The organism is Serratia sp. Ser99 (assembly GCF_024519545.1).
Classification (GTDB): Bacteria; Pseudomonadota; Gammaproteobacteria; order Enterobacterales; family Enterobacteriaceae; genus Serratia; species Serratia liquefaciens.
The window spans coordinates 15,891-31,011 of record NZ_JALJRT010000021.1 but is presented as its reverse complement, the minus strand read 5'-3'; the positions used below and the strand labels follow the sequence as shown (position 1 = coordinate 31,011).

Sequence of the window (15,121 nt, the reverse complement as noted above, 5' to 3'; positions counted from 1 at the left end):
CTTGTGGAGTGCCCACACAGATTGTCTGATAAATTGTTAAAGAGCAGTGAGTTAGCCGCCGTAGCTTGCTATCTCGAGGTGGCGTATAATACGCTTTCCTCTTTCAGAGTCAACCCCTAAATTTCAGGATTTTTCTCTTCGAACCCCGGAGACTCTGTGAAGTTGTTCACATGTTCCGTGTCGATGGAGGCGCATTATAGGGAGTTCCTCGCAGGCCGCAACAGGTATTTTCGACAAAAACGATCGTTTGCTGCATTCCACAGCAAAAGCCCGCCTTATACCCTGTTGTGCACAAACTTATCCACAGAAGCCATTTGCACGGAAAATTTACGAGCGCCACGCAAACGTTTTCGCTACAATTCCCCGCGACGAAACGCTCCCCTTTTTATGGGGGCGTTACCTGAATTTGTGCCTGATACCCCCTTTATAGAGAGAAAAACCTTTCCTTATAGAGAGTAGAAGGTGGAAATTCACGTAACGCTCTTTTATTGCGACTCCAAAGCCAAGGGATAAAACCATGCAACAACCTCGTCCAATCCGCCGGGCCCTGCTCAGCGTCTCTGACAAAGCCGGTATCGTTGAATTCGCCGAAGCGCTTTCAAGCCGTGGCGTTGAACTGCTCTCCACCGGCGGTACCGCTCGCCTGCTGGCAGATGCCGGTCTACCTGTTACCGAAGTTTCCGACTACACCGGCTTCCCGGAAATGATGGATGGACGAGTAAAGACGCTGCACCCGAAAGTGCACGGCGGCATTCTGGGCCGTCGCGGCCAGGACGATGGCATCATGAGCCAACATGACATCAAGCCGATCGACATGGTGGTGGTAAACCTGTATCCGTTCGCCCAAACCGTGGCACGCCCGGATTGCTCGCTGGAGGATGCAGTAGAGAATATCGACATCGGCGGCCCAACCATGGTGCGCTCCGCGGCCAAGAACCATAAAGACGTCGCCATCGTGGTAAAAAGCAGTGACTACGCCGCTATCATTACCGAGATGGATAACAACGACGGCTCACTGCAATACGCCACCCGTTTCGATCTGGCTATCAAGGCGTTTGAACACACCGCCGCTTACGACAGCATGATCGCCAACTACTTCGGCGCGCTGGTGCCGGCCTACCATGGCGAAACCGAGCAGCCTTCCGGTCGCTTCCCTCGCACGCTGAACCTTAACTACATCAAGAAGCAGGATATGCGCTACGGTGAAAACAGCCACCAGCAGGCCGCCTTCTATATAGAAGAGAATGTTCAGGAAGCTTCTGTCGCCACCGCCGATCAGCTACAGGGCAAAGCGTTGTCGTACAACAACATCGCCGATACCGATGCGGCACTGGAGTGCGTGAAAGAGTTCGCCGAACCGGCCTGCGTTATCGTCAAGCACGCCAACCCCTGTGGCGTGGCGATAGGCGACGATATTCTGGTAGCCTATGAGCGTGCCTATCAAACCGATCCTACCTCCGCGTTCGGCGGCATCATCGCCTTTAACCGCGAACTGGACGCCGCCACTGCGCAGGCCATTATCAGTCGTCAGTTTGTGGAAGTGATTATCGCCCCTAGCATCAGCCAGGAAGCGCGCTCCCTGCTGGCCGCCAAACAGAACGTCCGCGTGCTGGCCTGCGGCCAATGGCAGCAACGCGTTGCCGCTCTGGACTTCAAGCGCGTCAACGGCGGCTTGCTGGTGCAGGATCGCGATCTGGGCATGGTGAGTGAAAGCGATCTGCGCGTAGTGTCCGAACGCCAACCTACCGCTCAGGAATTGCGTGATGCGCTGTTCTGCTGGAAAGTGGCCAAGTTTGTTAAGTCCAACGCCATTGTTTATGCGCGCGACAACATGACCATCGGCATAGGTGCGGGGCAAATGAGCCGCGTTTACTCAGCCAAGATCGCCGGCATCAAAGCCGCCGACGAAGGTCTGGAAGTCAAAGGCTCGGCCATGGCGTCCGACGCCTTCTTCCCGTTCCGTGACGGCATCGATGCCGCGGCAGCCGTTGGCATCACCTGCGTGATCCAGCCAGGCGGGTCGATCCGTGATGATGAAGTGATTGCCGCCGCCAACGAACACGGCATTGCGATGATCTTTACCGATATGCGTCACTTCCGCCATTAATCCTTTTTGCTGCGTGCGCTGCGGTGCACGCCCTTCGTGGAGCACCTGATGAACATTTTAATTATCGGCAACGGCGGACGCGAACACGCGCTGGCCTGGAAAGCAGCCCAATCACCGCTGGCGGACAAAGTTTACGTAGCACCGGGCAATGCCGGTACCGCGCTGGAACCAGGTCTTACGAACGTCGAGATCTCCGCTACCGATATTCCGGCCCTGCTCGCTTTTGCCCAGAGCAACGATATCGGCCTCACCATTGTTGGGCCGGAAGCGCCGCTGGTGATTGGCGTGGTTGACGCCTTCCAGGCCGCCGGTCTGAAAATCTTTGGTCCCTCTCAGGCCGCAGCTCAGTTAGAAGGCTCTAAAGCCTTCACCAAAGATTTCCTGGCGCGCCACAATATCCCAAGCGCCGAGTACCAAAACTTTACCGAAGTCGAACCGGCGCTGGCCTATGTTCGCAGTAAAGGTGCACCGATCGTCATCAAGGCCGACGGCCTGGCTGCCGGTAAAGGCGTGATTGTTGCCATGACGCTGCAGGAAGCGGAAGACGCCGTGCAAGACATGCTGGCAGGTAACGCTTTCGGCGATGCAGGCCACCGCATCGTGGTGGAAGAATTCCTGGATGGGGAAGAAGCCAGCTTTATCGTTATGGTAGACGGAGAAAACGTAGTGCCGATGGCCACCAGCCAGGATCACAAACGCGTCGGCGATGGCGACACCGGCCCGAACACCGGCGGTATGGGAGCTTATTCCCCGGCGCCAGTGGTGACCGATGAAATCCACCAGCGCGCGATGGACCAGGTTATCTGGCCAACCGTGCGTGGCATGGCGGCGGAAGGTAACACCTATGTCGGCTTCCTTTATGCCGGACTGATGATCTCTGCGGACGGTCAACCGAAAGTCATTGAATTCAACTGCCGCTTTGGCGATCCGGAAACACAGCCGATCATGCTGCGTCTGCGCTCTGATCTGGTTGAACTGTGCCTGGCCGGTGCGGAAGGCAAGCTGGATGAGAAAACGTCTGAATGGGATGAACGTCCTGCGTTGGGCGTAGTACTGGCAGCCGGCGGTTATCCGGGTGACTACAACAACGGTGAGGTCATTCAGGGTCTGCCGCAGCAAGAAAGCGCCGACGGCAAGGTATTCCATGCTGGCACCCGTATGCAGGGTAACGACGTGGTGACCAGCGGTGGCCGCGTGCTGTGCGTTACCGCACTGGGTGAAACGGTGGCTCAGGCACAACAACGCGCTTACCAATTGGCGGAAGGCATTCAGTGGCCAGGCAGCTTCTGCCGTAAGGACATTGGCTATCGTGCGATTGCACGCGGCAAATGATCTGAACGCTAAAATCTCTGAGGGCTCCGCCATGCGGGGCCTTTTTTATAGCTGATCTTCTTTCGGTTCCCAGCGGCAAAAATCGTCGTTTGCCACCAGCAGCAGTTCACGCCCTTCTGGCGCATCCAACCAGGCAATATTCACCGGTTGGCTGCTGTTGCGGGCGCGACGCTCAATCCAGGCTTCGGCACTGCCGTCCAGCCCTGGTTTCAACGTTTGGCCATCGCAGGTTTGCACCGTGCCCTGTTGCCAACGCCCCTGCAGCAGTTTCACATTGCCGGCACGCAGCGCATTACTCACTTCAAGCACTCGACGCGCCTGATATTGGTACAGCGCGATTTCATCGGCGGTCAGTTGTTCACGCCGCGTGGCCAGTTGACGCTGCATAAAGCTTACTTCGCCGTCATCGGTGAAGCGAAGTTGGATAGAGTCACGATCGCCATCGGCATCGGTGCGTTTAATCTGGCGCAGTTCGCCGTTTTGGTATTCGTACAGCGTGGTGACGGTGCCCGGACCGCGATAAGGACTGTAGACACTCATCAGCACCTGTGGGCGATGCCGATCGTCGTCTTTGCGCCACAGGCGAATAACGCCCTGGTCGGCCACAAAGCCGCTGGCACTAAAGGCAGGGGGATCTGAATGACTGCTGCAGGCGCTCAGGACACCGGCAAAGCCGATGACCATGAGCGCCTGTCGGATAAACAAAAGGGGCGCTATTGCCCCCCTGTTTAATCTTTTCACCAACACGCAGTATTACTTAACCGCGTCTTTCAGTGCTTTACCAGAAACGAACGCAGGCACGTTAGCAGCTGCGATTTTGATTTCTTTACCAGTCTGCGGGTTGCGACCAGTGCGCTCGTTGCGGTGGTTGACCTTGAAAGTACCGAAACCAACCAATTGTACTGCATCACCTTCTTTCAGAGACTCAGTAATAGCAGCCAGGGTGGATTCCAGAGCCAGTTTAGCTTGTGCTTTGGAAAGGTCAGCCTTGTCCGCGATTACATCAATCAGTTGAGTCTTGTTCATAAGTTATCCTTACAGTGTGTTTATCGTTTGCAAAGCATCGAGTGCGACGGATATGCCGATTGACAGCACTCCCTGCATACACGCACCGATAGCCACTTTTTTTACGCCCCCCAAATGTAGACCAGACAGGGTGCGGATGTGAAGCCTTAAGGCATGACAAATCAGGCGTTAAATCACGTTTTCTTGCCTTATTGCGTTAAATTTATCCCGATATTACTCACCGCGGCCTCGCGGAGGTCAGAACGCAAGCCTTTGATCAGCTCTAAATCGCGTTCCTCGCAGTCAGCCAACAGGCGGAAAATTTCCCATTGGATGTCCCATTCTTCCTCTACCGCAGGCAAAACCTTGAGCTCATCGTCGGTCATTTCTTTACCGGCCTGAGTCATTTCCAACATCGCCACGGTGCGAATTGACGTTTCGCTAATGGCGATCGCGTGCTCTAGCGTCTCCCCGCTGAGTCGCGAATGGATCAGTTCCCCTAATGCGATACAGGCGTCAATAGCCGGGTAAACGCCGTAAAGATCGTAATCTTCTGCCGAAGGTATCGCCTCTTCCAACTTCTCCAGCTGGCTGTCAAAGTTGACCTTGGCGTCCTTGACCACCAGCGTTTCCCACACCAAATCCAGAATGCGGCGGTAAATCGCCGGATCGCCAAACTCGGTTTGCAGGCAGAACATCTGGTAATTCGGATACATACGCTCGCACAAACTGGCCATAAAGGTCAAATGTTGCCAGCTTTCAAGCTTTTCCAGACGTAAATGGATCGGGTTACGTAGCATTATTCACTCTCTTACGCGTTATCTGCGCCGCAGTGTACCCGAAATCGGTCATTGCGACACCTCTGGATGCTGCTGCAACCAGCGCTGGAAGGCCGGCCGGCGCGAGGCGATGGCATCAGCCCAGCGCGTAGGTTCCGGCAAACGGTAGCCCGCCATACAACGTTGTACCCAGGCCAACGCACTGTCTGCCCCGACGCGGTGGCCGGTAGAGATAAACAACGGGTTACAACGCGCCTTGCTACGCCACACCCAGCCAAGCTGCTCGCCTTTATCTTCCAGCGGCGCCAACGCGCCGACGGCGGCGTCCAAAGGGGCGAATTTACCGCACAGACGCTTTTTGGCGACGCCAATGGTCGGTACGTCGACCAGCAGACCGAAATGGCTGGCAACGCCCAGTCGGCGCGGGTGTGAGATACCATGGCCGTCGACAAAAACCAGGTCCGGCTTCTGCTGCAGTTGCTCCCAAGCCGCAAGCAACGCAGGGTATTCACGAAATGATAAAAAACCGGGAATGTAAGGCAGGGTGGTCGTGACACGAGCCACCCGGTACTCCACCAGCTCCAGCGATGGATAGCGCAGGATGGCAATGGCAGCACGCGTCACCTCACCTTCCTGTTCAAAGCCCACGTCGGCACCGGCAATAAAGGCCGGCGACTCGGTCTGGAAGTCATCGTAACGAATCACTTCCGAGGCGCGCTGCAATTGCTCCGCGCGTAGGGCTTGAGTATCTATCACGTCCGGTCCTTAGCGATGGTATTTGCCCGATTGAGCGTGAACCGCCTCGACAAAGGCGCCGGCGTTTTCTGGTGGCACATCCAAATGAATGCCGTGACCCAGATTGAAAACATGCCCTTCACCGTGACCGAAACCGGCCAGAATAGTTTCCACTTCCTGGGCAATACGCTCAGGTGACGCATACAGCATAGAAGGATCCATGTTGCCCTGCAGCGCGACTTTATCCCCTACGCGACGGCGCGCGTCAGCGATGTCGGTCGTCCAGTCAAGACCCAGCGCGTCACAACCGGTGGCCGCCATAGCCTCCAGCCACTGGCCACCACCTTTGGTGAACAGCGTGACCGGCACGCGGCGGCCATCGTTTTCACGCAGCAGCCCATCGACAATCTTATGCATGTAATGCAGAGAGAATTCGCGGTAGTCACGGCCGGTCAGCACGCCGCCCCAGGTATCGAAGACCATCACCGACTGCGCGCCGGCTTTGATCTGGGCGTTGAGATACAAAATGACGCTGTCTGCCAGCTTATCCAGCAGCAGGTGCAGCGTAGCCGGCTCCGCATACATCATTTTTTTCAGCTTGGTGAAGGCCTTGCTGCTGCCGCCTTCCACCATATAGGTCGCCAGGGTCCACGGGCTGCCGGAGAAACCGATCAGCGGCACTTCGCCTTTGAGCTCGCGGCGGATAGTACGCACCGCGTTCATCACATAGCCCAGCTCCACTTCCGGATCGAAGGCCGGCAACTTGTCCACGTCGGCACGACAGGTAATGGGCGAGGAGAAACGCGGGCCTTCGCCGGTTTCGAAATACAGCCCCAGCCCCATAGCATCGGGAATAGTGAGGATGTCGGAGAACAGAATGGCCGCATCCAGCGGGAAGCGGCGCAACGGCTGCAGCGTAACCTCGCAAGCCAGTTCCGCGTTCTTGCACAGCGACATAAAATCACCGGCCTGTGCACGGGTGGCTTTATACTCCGGCAAATAACGACCGGCCTGACGCATCATCCATACGGGGGTCACATCCACCGGCTGACGCAGCAGCGCGCGCAGGTAACGATCGTTCTTCAACTCATTCATTTATGGGGCTCCCTTATTCATCTGCCGCTATTGTAGCGAGTTATTGCTCGCGGCATAAGGCTACGGTGTCCTCTATCAGGCGACGCGCCACGGTGCCGGGCGGCGGCAAAAGCGGCAACCGATCGTAGCGGTACCAGCCGGCATTAAGCAGCTCTTTCGGATCGTGACGGATCTCACCCCGATGGTAATCGGCCATAAAGGCCATCATCAGCGAATGCGGGAATGGCCAGGGTTGCGAGGTGACGTAGCGCAGGTTTTTGATTTCAATATTACTTTCCTCCATTACCTCGCGCGCCGCCGCCTGCTCCAGTGTTTCGCCGACCTCAACAAAACCGGCCAGGACAGTATGAATTCCACCGCGATGGCGCACGTGCTGGGCCAGCAGGATCTCGTCGTCACGTCGAATGGCAACAATCACGCAAGGGGCGATTTGCGGGTAGTAACGCTCGCGGCAATTGCCGCACAGACAGGCACTCTCCGTGCGACTGAGGTGCATCTCGTGGCCGCAGTAACCGCAGTAGCGATGGGAACGGTAGAAGTCGGCCAGTTGCACTCCCCTACCGGCGAGCTGGAACAGTCCACGATCGAGCTCAAGCAGTTGGCGTACCGAGCCCATGTCCTGCGGCATCGCCTGACGGACCAGCCAGACCGGCAGCCCTTCCCATTCACCAATAGCCCTGGCCATTCGCCCCTGCAGGGAGAATGACGCCGCCAAACCACACGGCAATTCACCGTTTGGTAACCAAAGTTTGCTTTCATGGCTGACAATCCACCAGCCATTTTCATTACCCGTTAATGCAAGTTCCATATCGTTGTTGCACAACCTCAGCTTCACTGGCACTCTACAAATCGGCCTTGTAACATTTTAATAACTTACTGTTACGTTTTATTACTTACGGAGTCAAACATGCTCAACCGTTTGGAAAGCCTGACTCAGCGCGTTGGTGGTAGTAATGAATTAGTTGATCAATGGCTTCAGGCTCGCAAGCAATTGCTGGTCGCCTATTGCACCCTCGTGGGTATCAAACCGAATAAAGAAAAGCATACGCCGCTGAATGAAAAAGCGCTGGAGAACTTTTGCCATAATCTGGTGGATTACCTCTCCGCCGGTCATTTTCATATCTATGACAGAATTATCAAGCAAGTGGAAGGCGCATCCAGTCCGAAAATGACGCTGTCGGTAAACATCTACCCCAAACTGTGGGCAAATACCGAACAGATTATGGCATTTCACGATCGCTATACCGAAGTGGATATCGATCAGGATGTGTGCCTGGAACTCCATCAGGCATTGTCGGATATCGGTGAAACCCTGGCGGCACGTTTTACCCTGGAAGATAAGCTGATCCAACTGGCGACCGAAGCCTGGCAACAAACGATGCCGGATAAAGCGCTGGATCAGGCACGTTAGAATTTTGTAGTTTTTTTTATTCACCCTCCTATACTGGGGGCATCTTGTCGGAGTGCCTAGCGCCTGATTTGTTCATCAAATTGGCCAGGCTGAGACCGTTAATTCGGGATCCGCGGAACCTGATCGGGTTAATACCCGCGAAGGGAACAAGAGTAATCTATCGCCACAGGCAGGTGATCCCAACAGGGATAATCCCGCCCTGTCGGCCAGCATCATTACTCCCTCCGAGCTCCAGACAAGCAACATTCCCAACCCAACACACTGGTAGGAACTTGCTATGTCTAACGTTAAAAAACCCCGTGCCCGTAAAGAGCAACGCGAAGAAGCCCAGCAGTTTATCAATACCCTTCAGGGCGTGTCCTTTCCCAATTCACGCCGGATTTATCTGCAGGGCTCACGCAACGATCTGCAGGTGCCGATGCGTGAAATCCAGCTTAGCCCCACGCTGCTTGGCGGCGACAAAGACAACCCACAGTACCAGCCCAACGAAGCCATTCCGGTATACGACACTGCCGGTCCTTATGGCGATCCGCAATCTGAACTTAATGTGCATACCGGCCTGGTAAAACTGCGTGCAGGCTGGATAGCTGAACGCGGTGATACCGAACTGCTCAATGGCGTCAGTTCCGGTTTCACCCAGCAGCGCCTGGCGGATGAAGGTCTGGATCACCTGCGTTTTGAACATCTGCCGCGGCCGCGCAAGGCGCAACCCGGCAAATGCGTCACCCAGTTGTACTACGCCCGCGCTGGCGTAATCACTCCTGAGATGGAGTTTATCGCCATCCGCGAAAACATGGGCCGCGAGCGTATCCGTGGCGATGTCCTGCGTCAGCAGCATCCAGGCCAGAGTTGGGGCGCCAATCTACCGGAGAACATCACGCCGGAATTCGTTCGCCAGGAAGTGGCCGCTGGACGCGCCATCATCCCCGCTAATATCAACCATCCCGAATCCGAGCCGATGATCATCGGACGCAATTTTCTGGTGAAAGTTAACGCCAACATCGGCAACTCGGCGGTGACCTCATCCATCGAAGAGGAGGTCGAAAAACTGGTCTGGTCCACCCGCTGGGGCGCGGATACGGTGATGGACCTGTCCACCGGCCGTTATATCCACGAAACCCGCGAATGGATCCTGCGTAACAGCCCGGTACCGATCGGCACGGTGCCTATCTATCAGGCGCTGGAAAAAGTGAACGGCGTGGCGGAAAACCTGACCTGGGAAATGTTCCGCGATACGTTACTTGAGCAGGCAGAGCAAGGCGTTGACTACTTCACCATCCACGCCGGCGTACTGTTGCGCTATGTACCGATGACCGCCAAGCGCCTGACCGGCATCGTCTCGCGCGGCGGTTCGATCATGGCTAAATGGTGTCTGTCACACCATCAGGAAAACTTCCTGTACCAGCACTTCCGCGAAATCTGCGAAATTTGCGCCGCCTATGACGTCTCACTGTCCCTGGGAGATAGCCTGCGCCCCGGCTCAATTCAGGACGCCAATGATGAAGCGCAGTTCGCCGAACTGCACACGCTGGGCGAACTGACTAAAATTGCCTGGGAATATGACGTGCAGGTGATGATCGAAGGCCCGGGTCATGTACCGATGCAAATGATCCGTCGCAACATGACCGAAGAGTTGGAGCATTGCCACGAAGCGCCGTTCTACACCCTTGGCCCGCTAACCACCGATATCGCTCCAGGCTATGACCACTTCACCTCCGGCATCGGCGCCGCGATGATCGGTTGGTTCGGCTGCGCCATGCTGTGTTACGTCACGCCGAAGGAGCACCTCGGGCTGCCGAACAAAGAAGACGTCAAACAGGGGCTGATCACCTACAAAATTGCCGCCCACGCCGCCGATTTGGCCAAAGGCCACCCGGGTGCCCAGATCCGCGATAACGCCATGTCCAAGGCGCGTTTCGAATTCCGCTGGGAAGATCAGTTCAACCTGGCGCTCGACCCGGCTACCGCCCGCGCTTATCACGACGAAACCCTGCCGCAAGAGTCCGGCAAAATCGCCCACTTCTGTTCCATGTGCGGCCCCAAATTCTGCTCGATGAAAATTTCGCAGGAAGTACGCGACTATGCCGCTGCGCAGGAAGCCGCCAAACCGATAGAAGTACAACTCACCGGCATGGAAAAAATGTCGGCCGAGTTCCGTTCACGCGGCAGCGAGCTCTACCACAGCGCCGGCAACCTGCAAGAGGAACTGAGCAATGACTGATATCACCACGCCTTTCCCCGCCACTCCGCACAAGCTGGGGTTATACCCGGTAGTCGACAGTGTCGAATGGATTGCTCGCCTGCTGGATGCGGGTGTTACCACCATCCAACTGCGCATCAAGGATTTGCCGGATGAGCAGGTCGAAGAGGATATTGCCGCCGCCATTGCGCTCGGTAAAAGGTACAACGCCCGGCTGTTTATTAATGACTATTGGCAATTGGCGATTAAACACGATGCCTATGGCGTGCACCTGGGCCAGGAAGACCTGGAGACTACCGATTTGGCGGCCATTCACCGCGCCGGATTGCGTTTGGGCGTTTCTACCCATGACGATACCGAACTGGCACGTGCCATTGCAGTGAAGCCTTCTTATATTGCGCTGGGGCATATCTTCCCGACGCAAACCAAAGACATGCCTTCCGCTCCCCAGGGCCTGGCAGAGCTGAAACGCCATATCCTCGGGTTGAGTGACTATCCGACGGTGGCGATCGGCGGGATCAGTATCGATCGCGTGGCCGACGTGTTGGCCTGTGGCGTAGGTAGCGTGGCGGTGGTCAGCGCCATTACTCAGGCGCCGGACTGGCGCGCCGCTACCGCTCAACTGCTGCAGCTGATCGAAGGCAAGGAGTAACGCCATGTTGAACGATCAAGAGTTCCTGCGTTACAGCCGCCAACTGCTGCTGGAAGATATCGGCCCGGAAGGTCAGGAGAAGCTGAAGCGTTCGACGGCGCTGATCGTCGGGCTTGGGGGCTTAGGCTCCCCTGCAGCGCTCTATCTGGCCGCCGCCGGCGTCGGTACGCTGTTGCTGGCCGATGACGATACGCTTCACGTCACCAACCTGCAGCGCCAGATCCTGTACCGCAGCCCCGACGTGGAAAAAAGCAAAGCCGCTCTGGCACAGCGCCAGTTACAGGTACTGAACCCGATGGTCGAGTCCATTGCGCTGGAGCAACGGCTGCAAGGCGAAACCTTGCACCACGCCGTGGAGCGCGCCGATCTCATTTTGGACTGCAGCGACAATATGGAAACCCGCCATGCGGTGAACGCCGCCTGCATCAGCGCCGACAAGCCGCTTATCAGCGGCAGCGCGGTGGGTTTCAGCGGCCAGTTGCTGGTCATTGAACCGCCTTATGTCCACGGCTGTTACGCTTGCCTTTACCCGGAACAGGCAGAACCGCAGCGCAATTGCCGCACCGCTGGCGTGCTCGGCCCGGTGGTCGGCGTCATCGGTACGCTGCAAGCCCTGGAAGCGATAAAGATGCTGGCAGGCATGCCTTCACCACTGAATGGCAAACTACGGTTGTTCGACGGTAAACAACAAAGCTGGAGCACCTTGCAACTCAGCCAGGCCAGCACCTGTGCAGTATGCGGAGGGGCAGCATGAAGATCCGGCTTAATGAGCAGCCGTTGGAACTGGCGCAGCCCCTGAGCGTCGATGCTTTGCTGGAGCAACTGCAACGCCACCAGCCGGGCACCGCGCTGGCTATCAACCAAACCATCATCCCACGCGCCGACTGGGCTAACCACCAGGTGCAGGACGGTGATGACATCCTGTTGTTTCAAGCGATCGCCGGAGGCTGACATGCTAAAAATCGCCGATACCACCTTTACTTCACGCCTGTTTACCGGCACCGGCAAGTTCGCCACCCCAGCGCTGATGCTGGAAGCCCTGCAGGCCTCCGGTTCGCAGCTGGTCACCATGGCGATGAAGCGCGTCGATCTGCACGGCGGCAATGATGCCATTCTGGCGCCGCTGCAACAGTTGGGCGTTCGCCTGCTGCCCAACACCTCTGGCGCCAAAACCGCCGGCGAAGCGGTGTTTGCCGCCCGGCTGGCGCGTGAGGCACTCGGCACTCACTGGGTAAAACTGGAAATTCACCCTGATGTGAAATACCTGCTGCCGGACCCCATAGAAACCCTGAAAGCGGCGGAAACCTTGGTAAAAGAAGGCTTTGTGGTGCTGCCTTACTGCGGTGCCGACCCGGTGCTATGCAAACGGCTGGAAGAAGTGGGCTGCGCGGCGGTCATGCCACTCGGATCGCCAATCGGTTCCAACCGGGGGCTGCGCACCCGCGACTTTCTGGAGATCATTATCGAACAGGCCAAAGTGCCGGTGGTAGTGGACGCCGGTATCGGTGCGCCGAGCCATGCACTGGAAGCCATGGAACTGGGTGCCGATGCGGTGCTGGTGAATACGGCTATCGCCGTGGCGCGCGATCCCGTACAGATGGCGCATGCTTTCCGTTTGGCATTGGAAGCCGGTGAACTGGCGCGTCAGGCCGGTTTGGGCAGTAGCCAACGTAGTGCGGCGGCTTCCAGCCCGCTGACGGCTTTTCTCAGCCAGGCCGGGGAGACGTTGTGATGGCCGATGATTTCAGCCGCCGCTGGCAGCAGTTGGATTGGGACGACATCTCGCTGCGCATTAACAGTAAGACGGCGCGGGATGTGGAGCGTGCACTCAATGCGGACAAGCTGACGCGTGAAGACTTTATGGCATTGATCTCCCCTGCCGCGGCGCAATATCTGGAACCTTTGGCGCAACGTGCACAGCAACTGACTCGCCAACGTTTTGGTAACGTGGTCAGCTTCTATGTGCCCTTATACCTGTCTAATCTATGCGCTAATGACTGCACTTACTGCGGTTTTTCAATGAGCAATCGCATCAAGCGAAAAACCCTGGATGCCGCAGAAATCGAACGCGAGTGTCTGGCGATTAAAGCTTTGGGTTTTGAGCATCTGCTGCTGGTCACCGGTGAACACCAAACCAAGGTCGGCATGGATTACTTTCGCCAGCATATTCCGGCGATCCGCCGCCATTTCAGTTCGCTGATGATGGAGGTACAACCGCTGGCGCAGGAAGAGTATGCCGAACTGAAAACGCTGGGGCTGGATGGCGTGTTGGTGTATCAGGAAACCTATCATCCCGCCACCTATCTGCAGCATCACCTCCGTGGGCAGAAACAGGACTTTCATTGGCGGTTGGCCACGCCGGATCGCTTGGGCCGCGCCGGGATCGACAAGATCGGTCTCGGCGCTCTGGTCGGGCTCTCCAACAGTTGGCGCACCGACTGCTATATGCTGGCCGAGCACTTATTCTACCTGCAGCAAACCTATTGGCAGAGCCGTTATTCCATCTCGTTCCCGCGTTTGCGCCCCTGCGCCGGCGGTATAGAACCGGCGTCGATCATGAGTGAACCGCAACTGGTGCAGTTGATCTGTGCTTTCCGGCTGTTCGCCCCCGACGTGGAACTTTCTTTGTCGACGCGTGAATCCCCGTTCTTCCGCGATCACATGATCCCGGTGGCGATCAACAGCGTCAGCGCCGGATCCAAGACACAACCCGGTGGCTATGCCGACGACGTGCCGCCTGAACTGGAGCAGTTCGAACCGCATGATGGCCGTACGCCGCAACAGGTGGCGCAAGCGATTAGCGATGCCGGTTTGCAGCCGGTGTGGAAAGACTGGGACGGCTATCTTGGACGTGGCGCGCAATAAGCTGTAATCCATTAACCATTGCAGAGAAATCCAAAGATAGACTGCGCAAAGTCTATCAACCAAGCTGGTACCGAAAATCACACCGGCTATAGTCCCTCTGCCGGCCGCCAAACCCGGCGCCGGCCGGGGCCGTTACCTTCTCAATGGCCCCGCCTTACCCATCCCCGGATCGTGCCGGATACCCTCCCGCGCGATCCGGGCCTTCCTTTTTGGTTTGCTCACTCATCAACGCGGTTCGGGGATTTTGACAAAGTCAACTGGTTGGACCACATTTAACCTCTCACCCCCGGCGGAATAATAACCATGAACCTGTACCTGCGACTGATTTGGATCTTTATCTCGTCACGCTGGAAACCGCGCATGTCAATGGATGACCTGACCAGCACCCTGCAAACTCGAGTTTGGCTAAATGATATCGATATCAATCTGCACATGAATAATGGCCGCTACCTGACGGTGTGCGACCTCAATCGGGTAGATATGTTTATTCGAACCGGATTAATGAAGCTGATGCTCAAGCGGCGTTGGTCGCCGATCGTCAGTCAACTGAATATGAATTACAAAAAGGCGCTGCAGCCCTTCCAACGTTATCAAGTCAGTATGACCATTACTCACTGGGGCGATCGTTACTTTTATGCGACTCATACTTTCAGTGTCGGCGATCGGATTGTGGCACTGGGCACGTCACAGGCAGTCGTAGTCGGGAAAGAAGGCGTAGTGGCGCCAGAAGAAGTAGCAGAAAGCGTGCGGCAATATCAACAGGCGAGCAAGGTGTGACCACCTGCGCCGCGGTGATGTGATGAGTCCCTGATGCTGCAATGGCCCTGGCGTCGGCCGTGTATCTTTTTTTGCTGCCTGCCCCTAGCTTGAAGACAAGAGCAGGCAGCTTATTCTGTGAGACAGGCAGCCCCCCCAGGAACGCGAATCGCACATATAAGAG

The 15,121-nt window shown here is 56.6% G+C and carries 16 protein-coding genes and 1 riboswitch; of the genes, 10 read left to right on the top strand and 6 right to left on the bottom strand.

Annotated elements, in window-relative coordinates; genetic code table 11:
* Window positions 1-517 precede the first annotated feature (517 nt).
* Window positions 518-2,107 (top strand): bifunctional phosphoribosylaminoimidazolecarboxamide formyltransferase/IMP cyclohydrolase, encoded by a 1,590-nt coding sequence (gene purH, locus NR114_RS23820; protein ID WP_149574113.1) that lies wholly within the window; start codon window positions 518-520, stop codon window positions 2,105-2,107.
* Between the two features lie 48 nt (window positions 2,108-2,155).
* Window positions 2,156-3,439 carry a phosphoribosylamine--glycine ligase gene (gene purD / locus NR114_RS23815; protein ID WP_234530530.1) on the top strand — a complete coding sequence of 428 codons (1,284 nt, stop codon included), beginning with the start codon at window positions 2,156-2,158 and terminating at the stop codon, window positions 3,437-3,439.
* Window positions 3,440-3,484: 45 nt separating this feature from the next.
* Here purD and NR114_RS23810 read toward each other — a convergent pair whose 3' ends face one another.
* The 6 genes from NR114_RS23810 to nudC form a co-directional block, all read right to left on the bottom strand.
* Window positions 3,485-4,123 (bottom strand): DUF1481 domain-containing protein, encoded by a 639-nt coding sequence (locus NR114_RS23810; RefSeq protein WP_234530531.1) that lies wholly within the window; start codon window positions 4,121-4,123, stop codon window positions 3,485-3,487.
* A 69-nt stretch (window positions 4,124-4,192) separates the two neighbouring features.
* Window positions 4,193-4,465 (bottom strand): nucleoid-associated protein HU-alpha, encoded by a 273-nt coding sequence (hupA, locus tag NR114_RS23805; RefSeq protein WP_012004757.1) that lies wholly within the window; start codon window positions 4,463-4,465, stop codon window positions 4,193-4,195.
* A gap of 188 nt (window positions 4,466-4,653) precedes the next feature.
* Window positions 4,654-5,244: a YjaG family protein gene (locus NR114_RS23800; RefSeq protein WP_004953973.1), complete on the bottom strand. Its 591-nt coding sequence runs from the start codon at window positions 5,242-5,244 to the stop codon at window positions 4,654-4,656.
* Window positions 5,245-5,292: 48 nt separating this feature from the next.
* On the bottom strand, window positions 5,293-5,979 hold the full coding sequence (gene nfi / locus NR114_RS23795) for a deoxyribonuclease V (RefSeq protein ID WP_116691431.1): 687 nt from the start codon (window positions 5,977-5,979) through the stop codon (window positions 5,293-5,295).
* Between the two features lie 9 nt (window positions 5,980-5,988).
* Window positions 5,989-7,053: a uroporphyrinogen decarboxylase gene (gene hemE / locus NR114_RS23790; RefSeq protein WP_020828729.1), complete on the bottom strand. Its 1,065-nt coding sequence runs from the start codon at window positions 7,051-7,053 to the stop codon at window positions 5,989-5,991.
* 40 nt (window positions 7,054-7,093) lie between these two features.
* Entirely contained in the window at window positions 7,094-7,861 is a 768-nt protein-coding gene (gene nudC, locus NR114_RS23785; RefSeq protein WP_020828730.1) for an NAD(+) diphosphatase, read from the bottom strand.
* 99 nt (window positions 7,862-7,960) lie between these two features.
* Between nudC and NR114_RS23780 the strand changes: the two genes are divergently transcribed.
* The 8 genes from NR114_RS23780 (at window position 7,961) to NR114_RS23745 (ending at window position 14,958) form a co-directional block, all read left to right on the top strand.
* The gene (locus NR114_RS23780) at window positions 7,961-8,464 is read left to right on the top strand and encodes an Rsd/AlgQ family anti-sigma factor (protein ID WP_020828731.1); all 504 of its coding nucleotides are present in this window, start codon (window positions 7,961-7,963) and stop codon (window positions 8,462-8,464) included.
* Window positions 8,465-8,502: 38 nt separating this feature from the next.
* A riboswitch (TPP riboswitch) is annotated at window positions 8,503-8,627 on the top strand.
* A gap of 114 nt (window positions 8,628-8,741) precedes the next feature.
* Window positions 8,742-10,685, top strand: coding sequence for a phosphomethylpyrimidine synthase ThiC (thiC, locus tag NR114_RS23775; protein ID WP_256814526.1), 1,944 nt, complete (start codon window positions 8,742-8,744; stop codon window positions 10,683-10,685).
* Window positions 10,678-11,316, top strand: coding sequence for a thiamine phosphate synthase (gene thiE, locus NR114_RS23770; RefSeq protein WP_046374692.1), 639 nt, complete (start codon window positions 10,678-10,680; stop codon window positions 11,314-11,316). Before thiC ends, thiE begins: the two co-directional genes overlap by 8 nt.
* A 4-nt stretch (window positions 11,317-11,320) precedes the next feature.
* Window positions 11,321-12,070 (top strand): HesA/MoeB/ThiF family protein, encoded by a 750-nt coding sequence (locus NR114_RS23765; protein WP_234530532.1) that lies wholly within the window; start codon window positions 11,321-11,323, stop codon window positions 12,068-12,070.
* On the top strand, window positions 12,067-12,267 hold the full coding sequence (thiS, locus tag NR114_RS23760) for a sulfur carrier protein ThiS (RefSeq protein ID WP_048759445.1): 201 nt from the start codon (window positions 12,067-12,069) through the stop codon (window positions 12,265-12,267). Before NR114_RS23765 ends, thiS begins: the two co-directional genes overlap by 4 nt.
* A 1-nt stretch (window position 12,268) precedes the next feature.
* Entirely contained in the window at window positions 12,269-13,048 is a 780-nt protein-coding gene (locus tag NR114_RS23755; RefSeq protein WP_234530534.1) for a thiazole synthase, read from the top strand.
* Entirely contained in the window at window positions 13,048-14,181 is a 1,134-nt protein-coding gene (gene thiH / locus NR114_RS23750) for a 2-iminoacetate synthase ThiH (RefSeq protein ID WP_234530535.1), read from the top strand. Before NR114_RS23755 ends, thiH begins: the two co-directional genes overlap by 1 nt.
* A gap of 303 nt (window positions 14,182-14,484) precedes the next feature.
* Window positions 14,485-14,958, top strand: a complete 474-nt coding sequence (locus NR114_RS23745; RefSeq protein ID WP_234530536.1) for a thioesterase family protein — start codon at window positions 14,485-14,487, stop codon at window positions 14,956-14,958.
* Window positions 14,959-15,121 lie beyond the last annotated feature (163 nt).

Excerpts from the sequence above, each read along its gene's own strand:
- purH (WP_149574113.1), top strand. The coding sequence starts at position 518 with ATGCAACAACCTCGTCCAATCCGCCGGGCCCTGCTCAGCGTCTCTGAC.
- purD (WP_234530530.1), top strand. The coding sequence starts at position 2,156 with ATGAACATTTTAATTATCGGCAACGGCGGACGCGAACACGCGCTGGCC.
- NR114_RS23810 (WP_234530531.1), bottom strand. The coding sequence starts at position 4,123 with ATGGTCATCGGCTTTGCCGGTGTCCTGAGCGCCTGCAGCAGTCATTCA.
- hupA (WP_012004757.1), bottom strand. The coding sequence starts at position 4,465 with ATGAACAAGACTCAACTGATTGATGTAATCGCGGACAAGGCTGACCTT.
- NR114_RS23800 (WP_004953973.1), bottom strand. The coding sequence starts at position 5,244 with ATGCTACGTAACCCGATCCATTTACGTCTGGAAAAGCTTGAAAGCTGG.
- hemE (WP_020828729.1), bottom strand. The coding sequence starts at position 7,053 with ATGAATGAGTTGAAGAACGATCGTTACCTGCGCGCGCTGCTGCGTCAG.
- nudC (WP_020828730.1), bottom strand. The coding sequence starts at position 7,861 with ATGGAACTTGCATTAACGGGTAATGAAAATGGCTGGTGGATTGTCAGC.
- NR114_RS23780 (WP_020828731.1), top strand. The coding sequence starts at position 7,961 with ATGCTCAACCGTTTGGAAAGCCTGACTCAGCGCGTTGGTGGTAGTAAT.
- thiC (WP_256814526.1), top strand. The coding sequence starts at position 8,742 with ATGTCTAACGTTAAAAAACCCCGTGCCCGTAAAGAGCAACGCGAAGAA.
- thiE (WP_046374692.1), top strand. The coding sequence starts at position 10,678 with ATGACTGATATCACCACGCCTTTCCCCGCCACTCCGCACAAGCTGGGG.
- NR114_RS23765 (WP_234530532.1), top strand. The coding sequence starts at position 11,321 with ATGTTGAACGATCAAGAGTTCCTGCGTTACAGCCGCCAACTGCTGCTG.
- thiS (WP_048759445.1), top strand. The coding sequence starts at position 12,067 with ATGAAGATCCGGCTTAATGAGCAGCCGTTGGAACTGGCGCAGCCCCTG.
- NR114_RS23755 (WP_234530534.1), top strand. The coding sequence starts at position 12,269 with ATGCTAAAAATCGCCGATACCACCTTTACTTCACGCCTGTTTACCGGC.
- thiH (WP_234530535.1), top strand. The coding sequence starts at position 13,048 with ATGGCCGATGATTTCAGCCGCCGCTGGCAGCAGTTGGATTGGGACGAC.
- NR114_RS23745 (WP_234530536.1), top strand. The coding sequence starts at position 14,485 with ATGAACCTGTACCTGCGACTGATTTGGATCTTTATCTCGTCACGCTGG.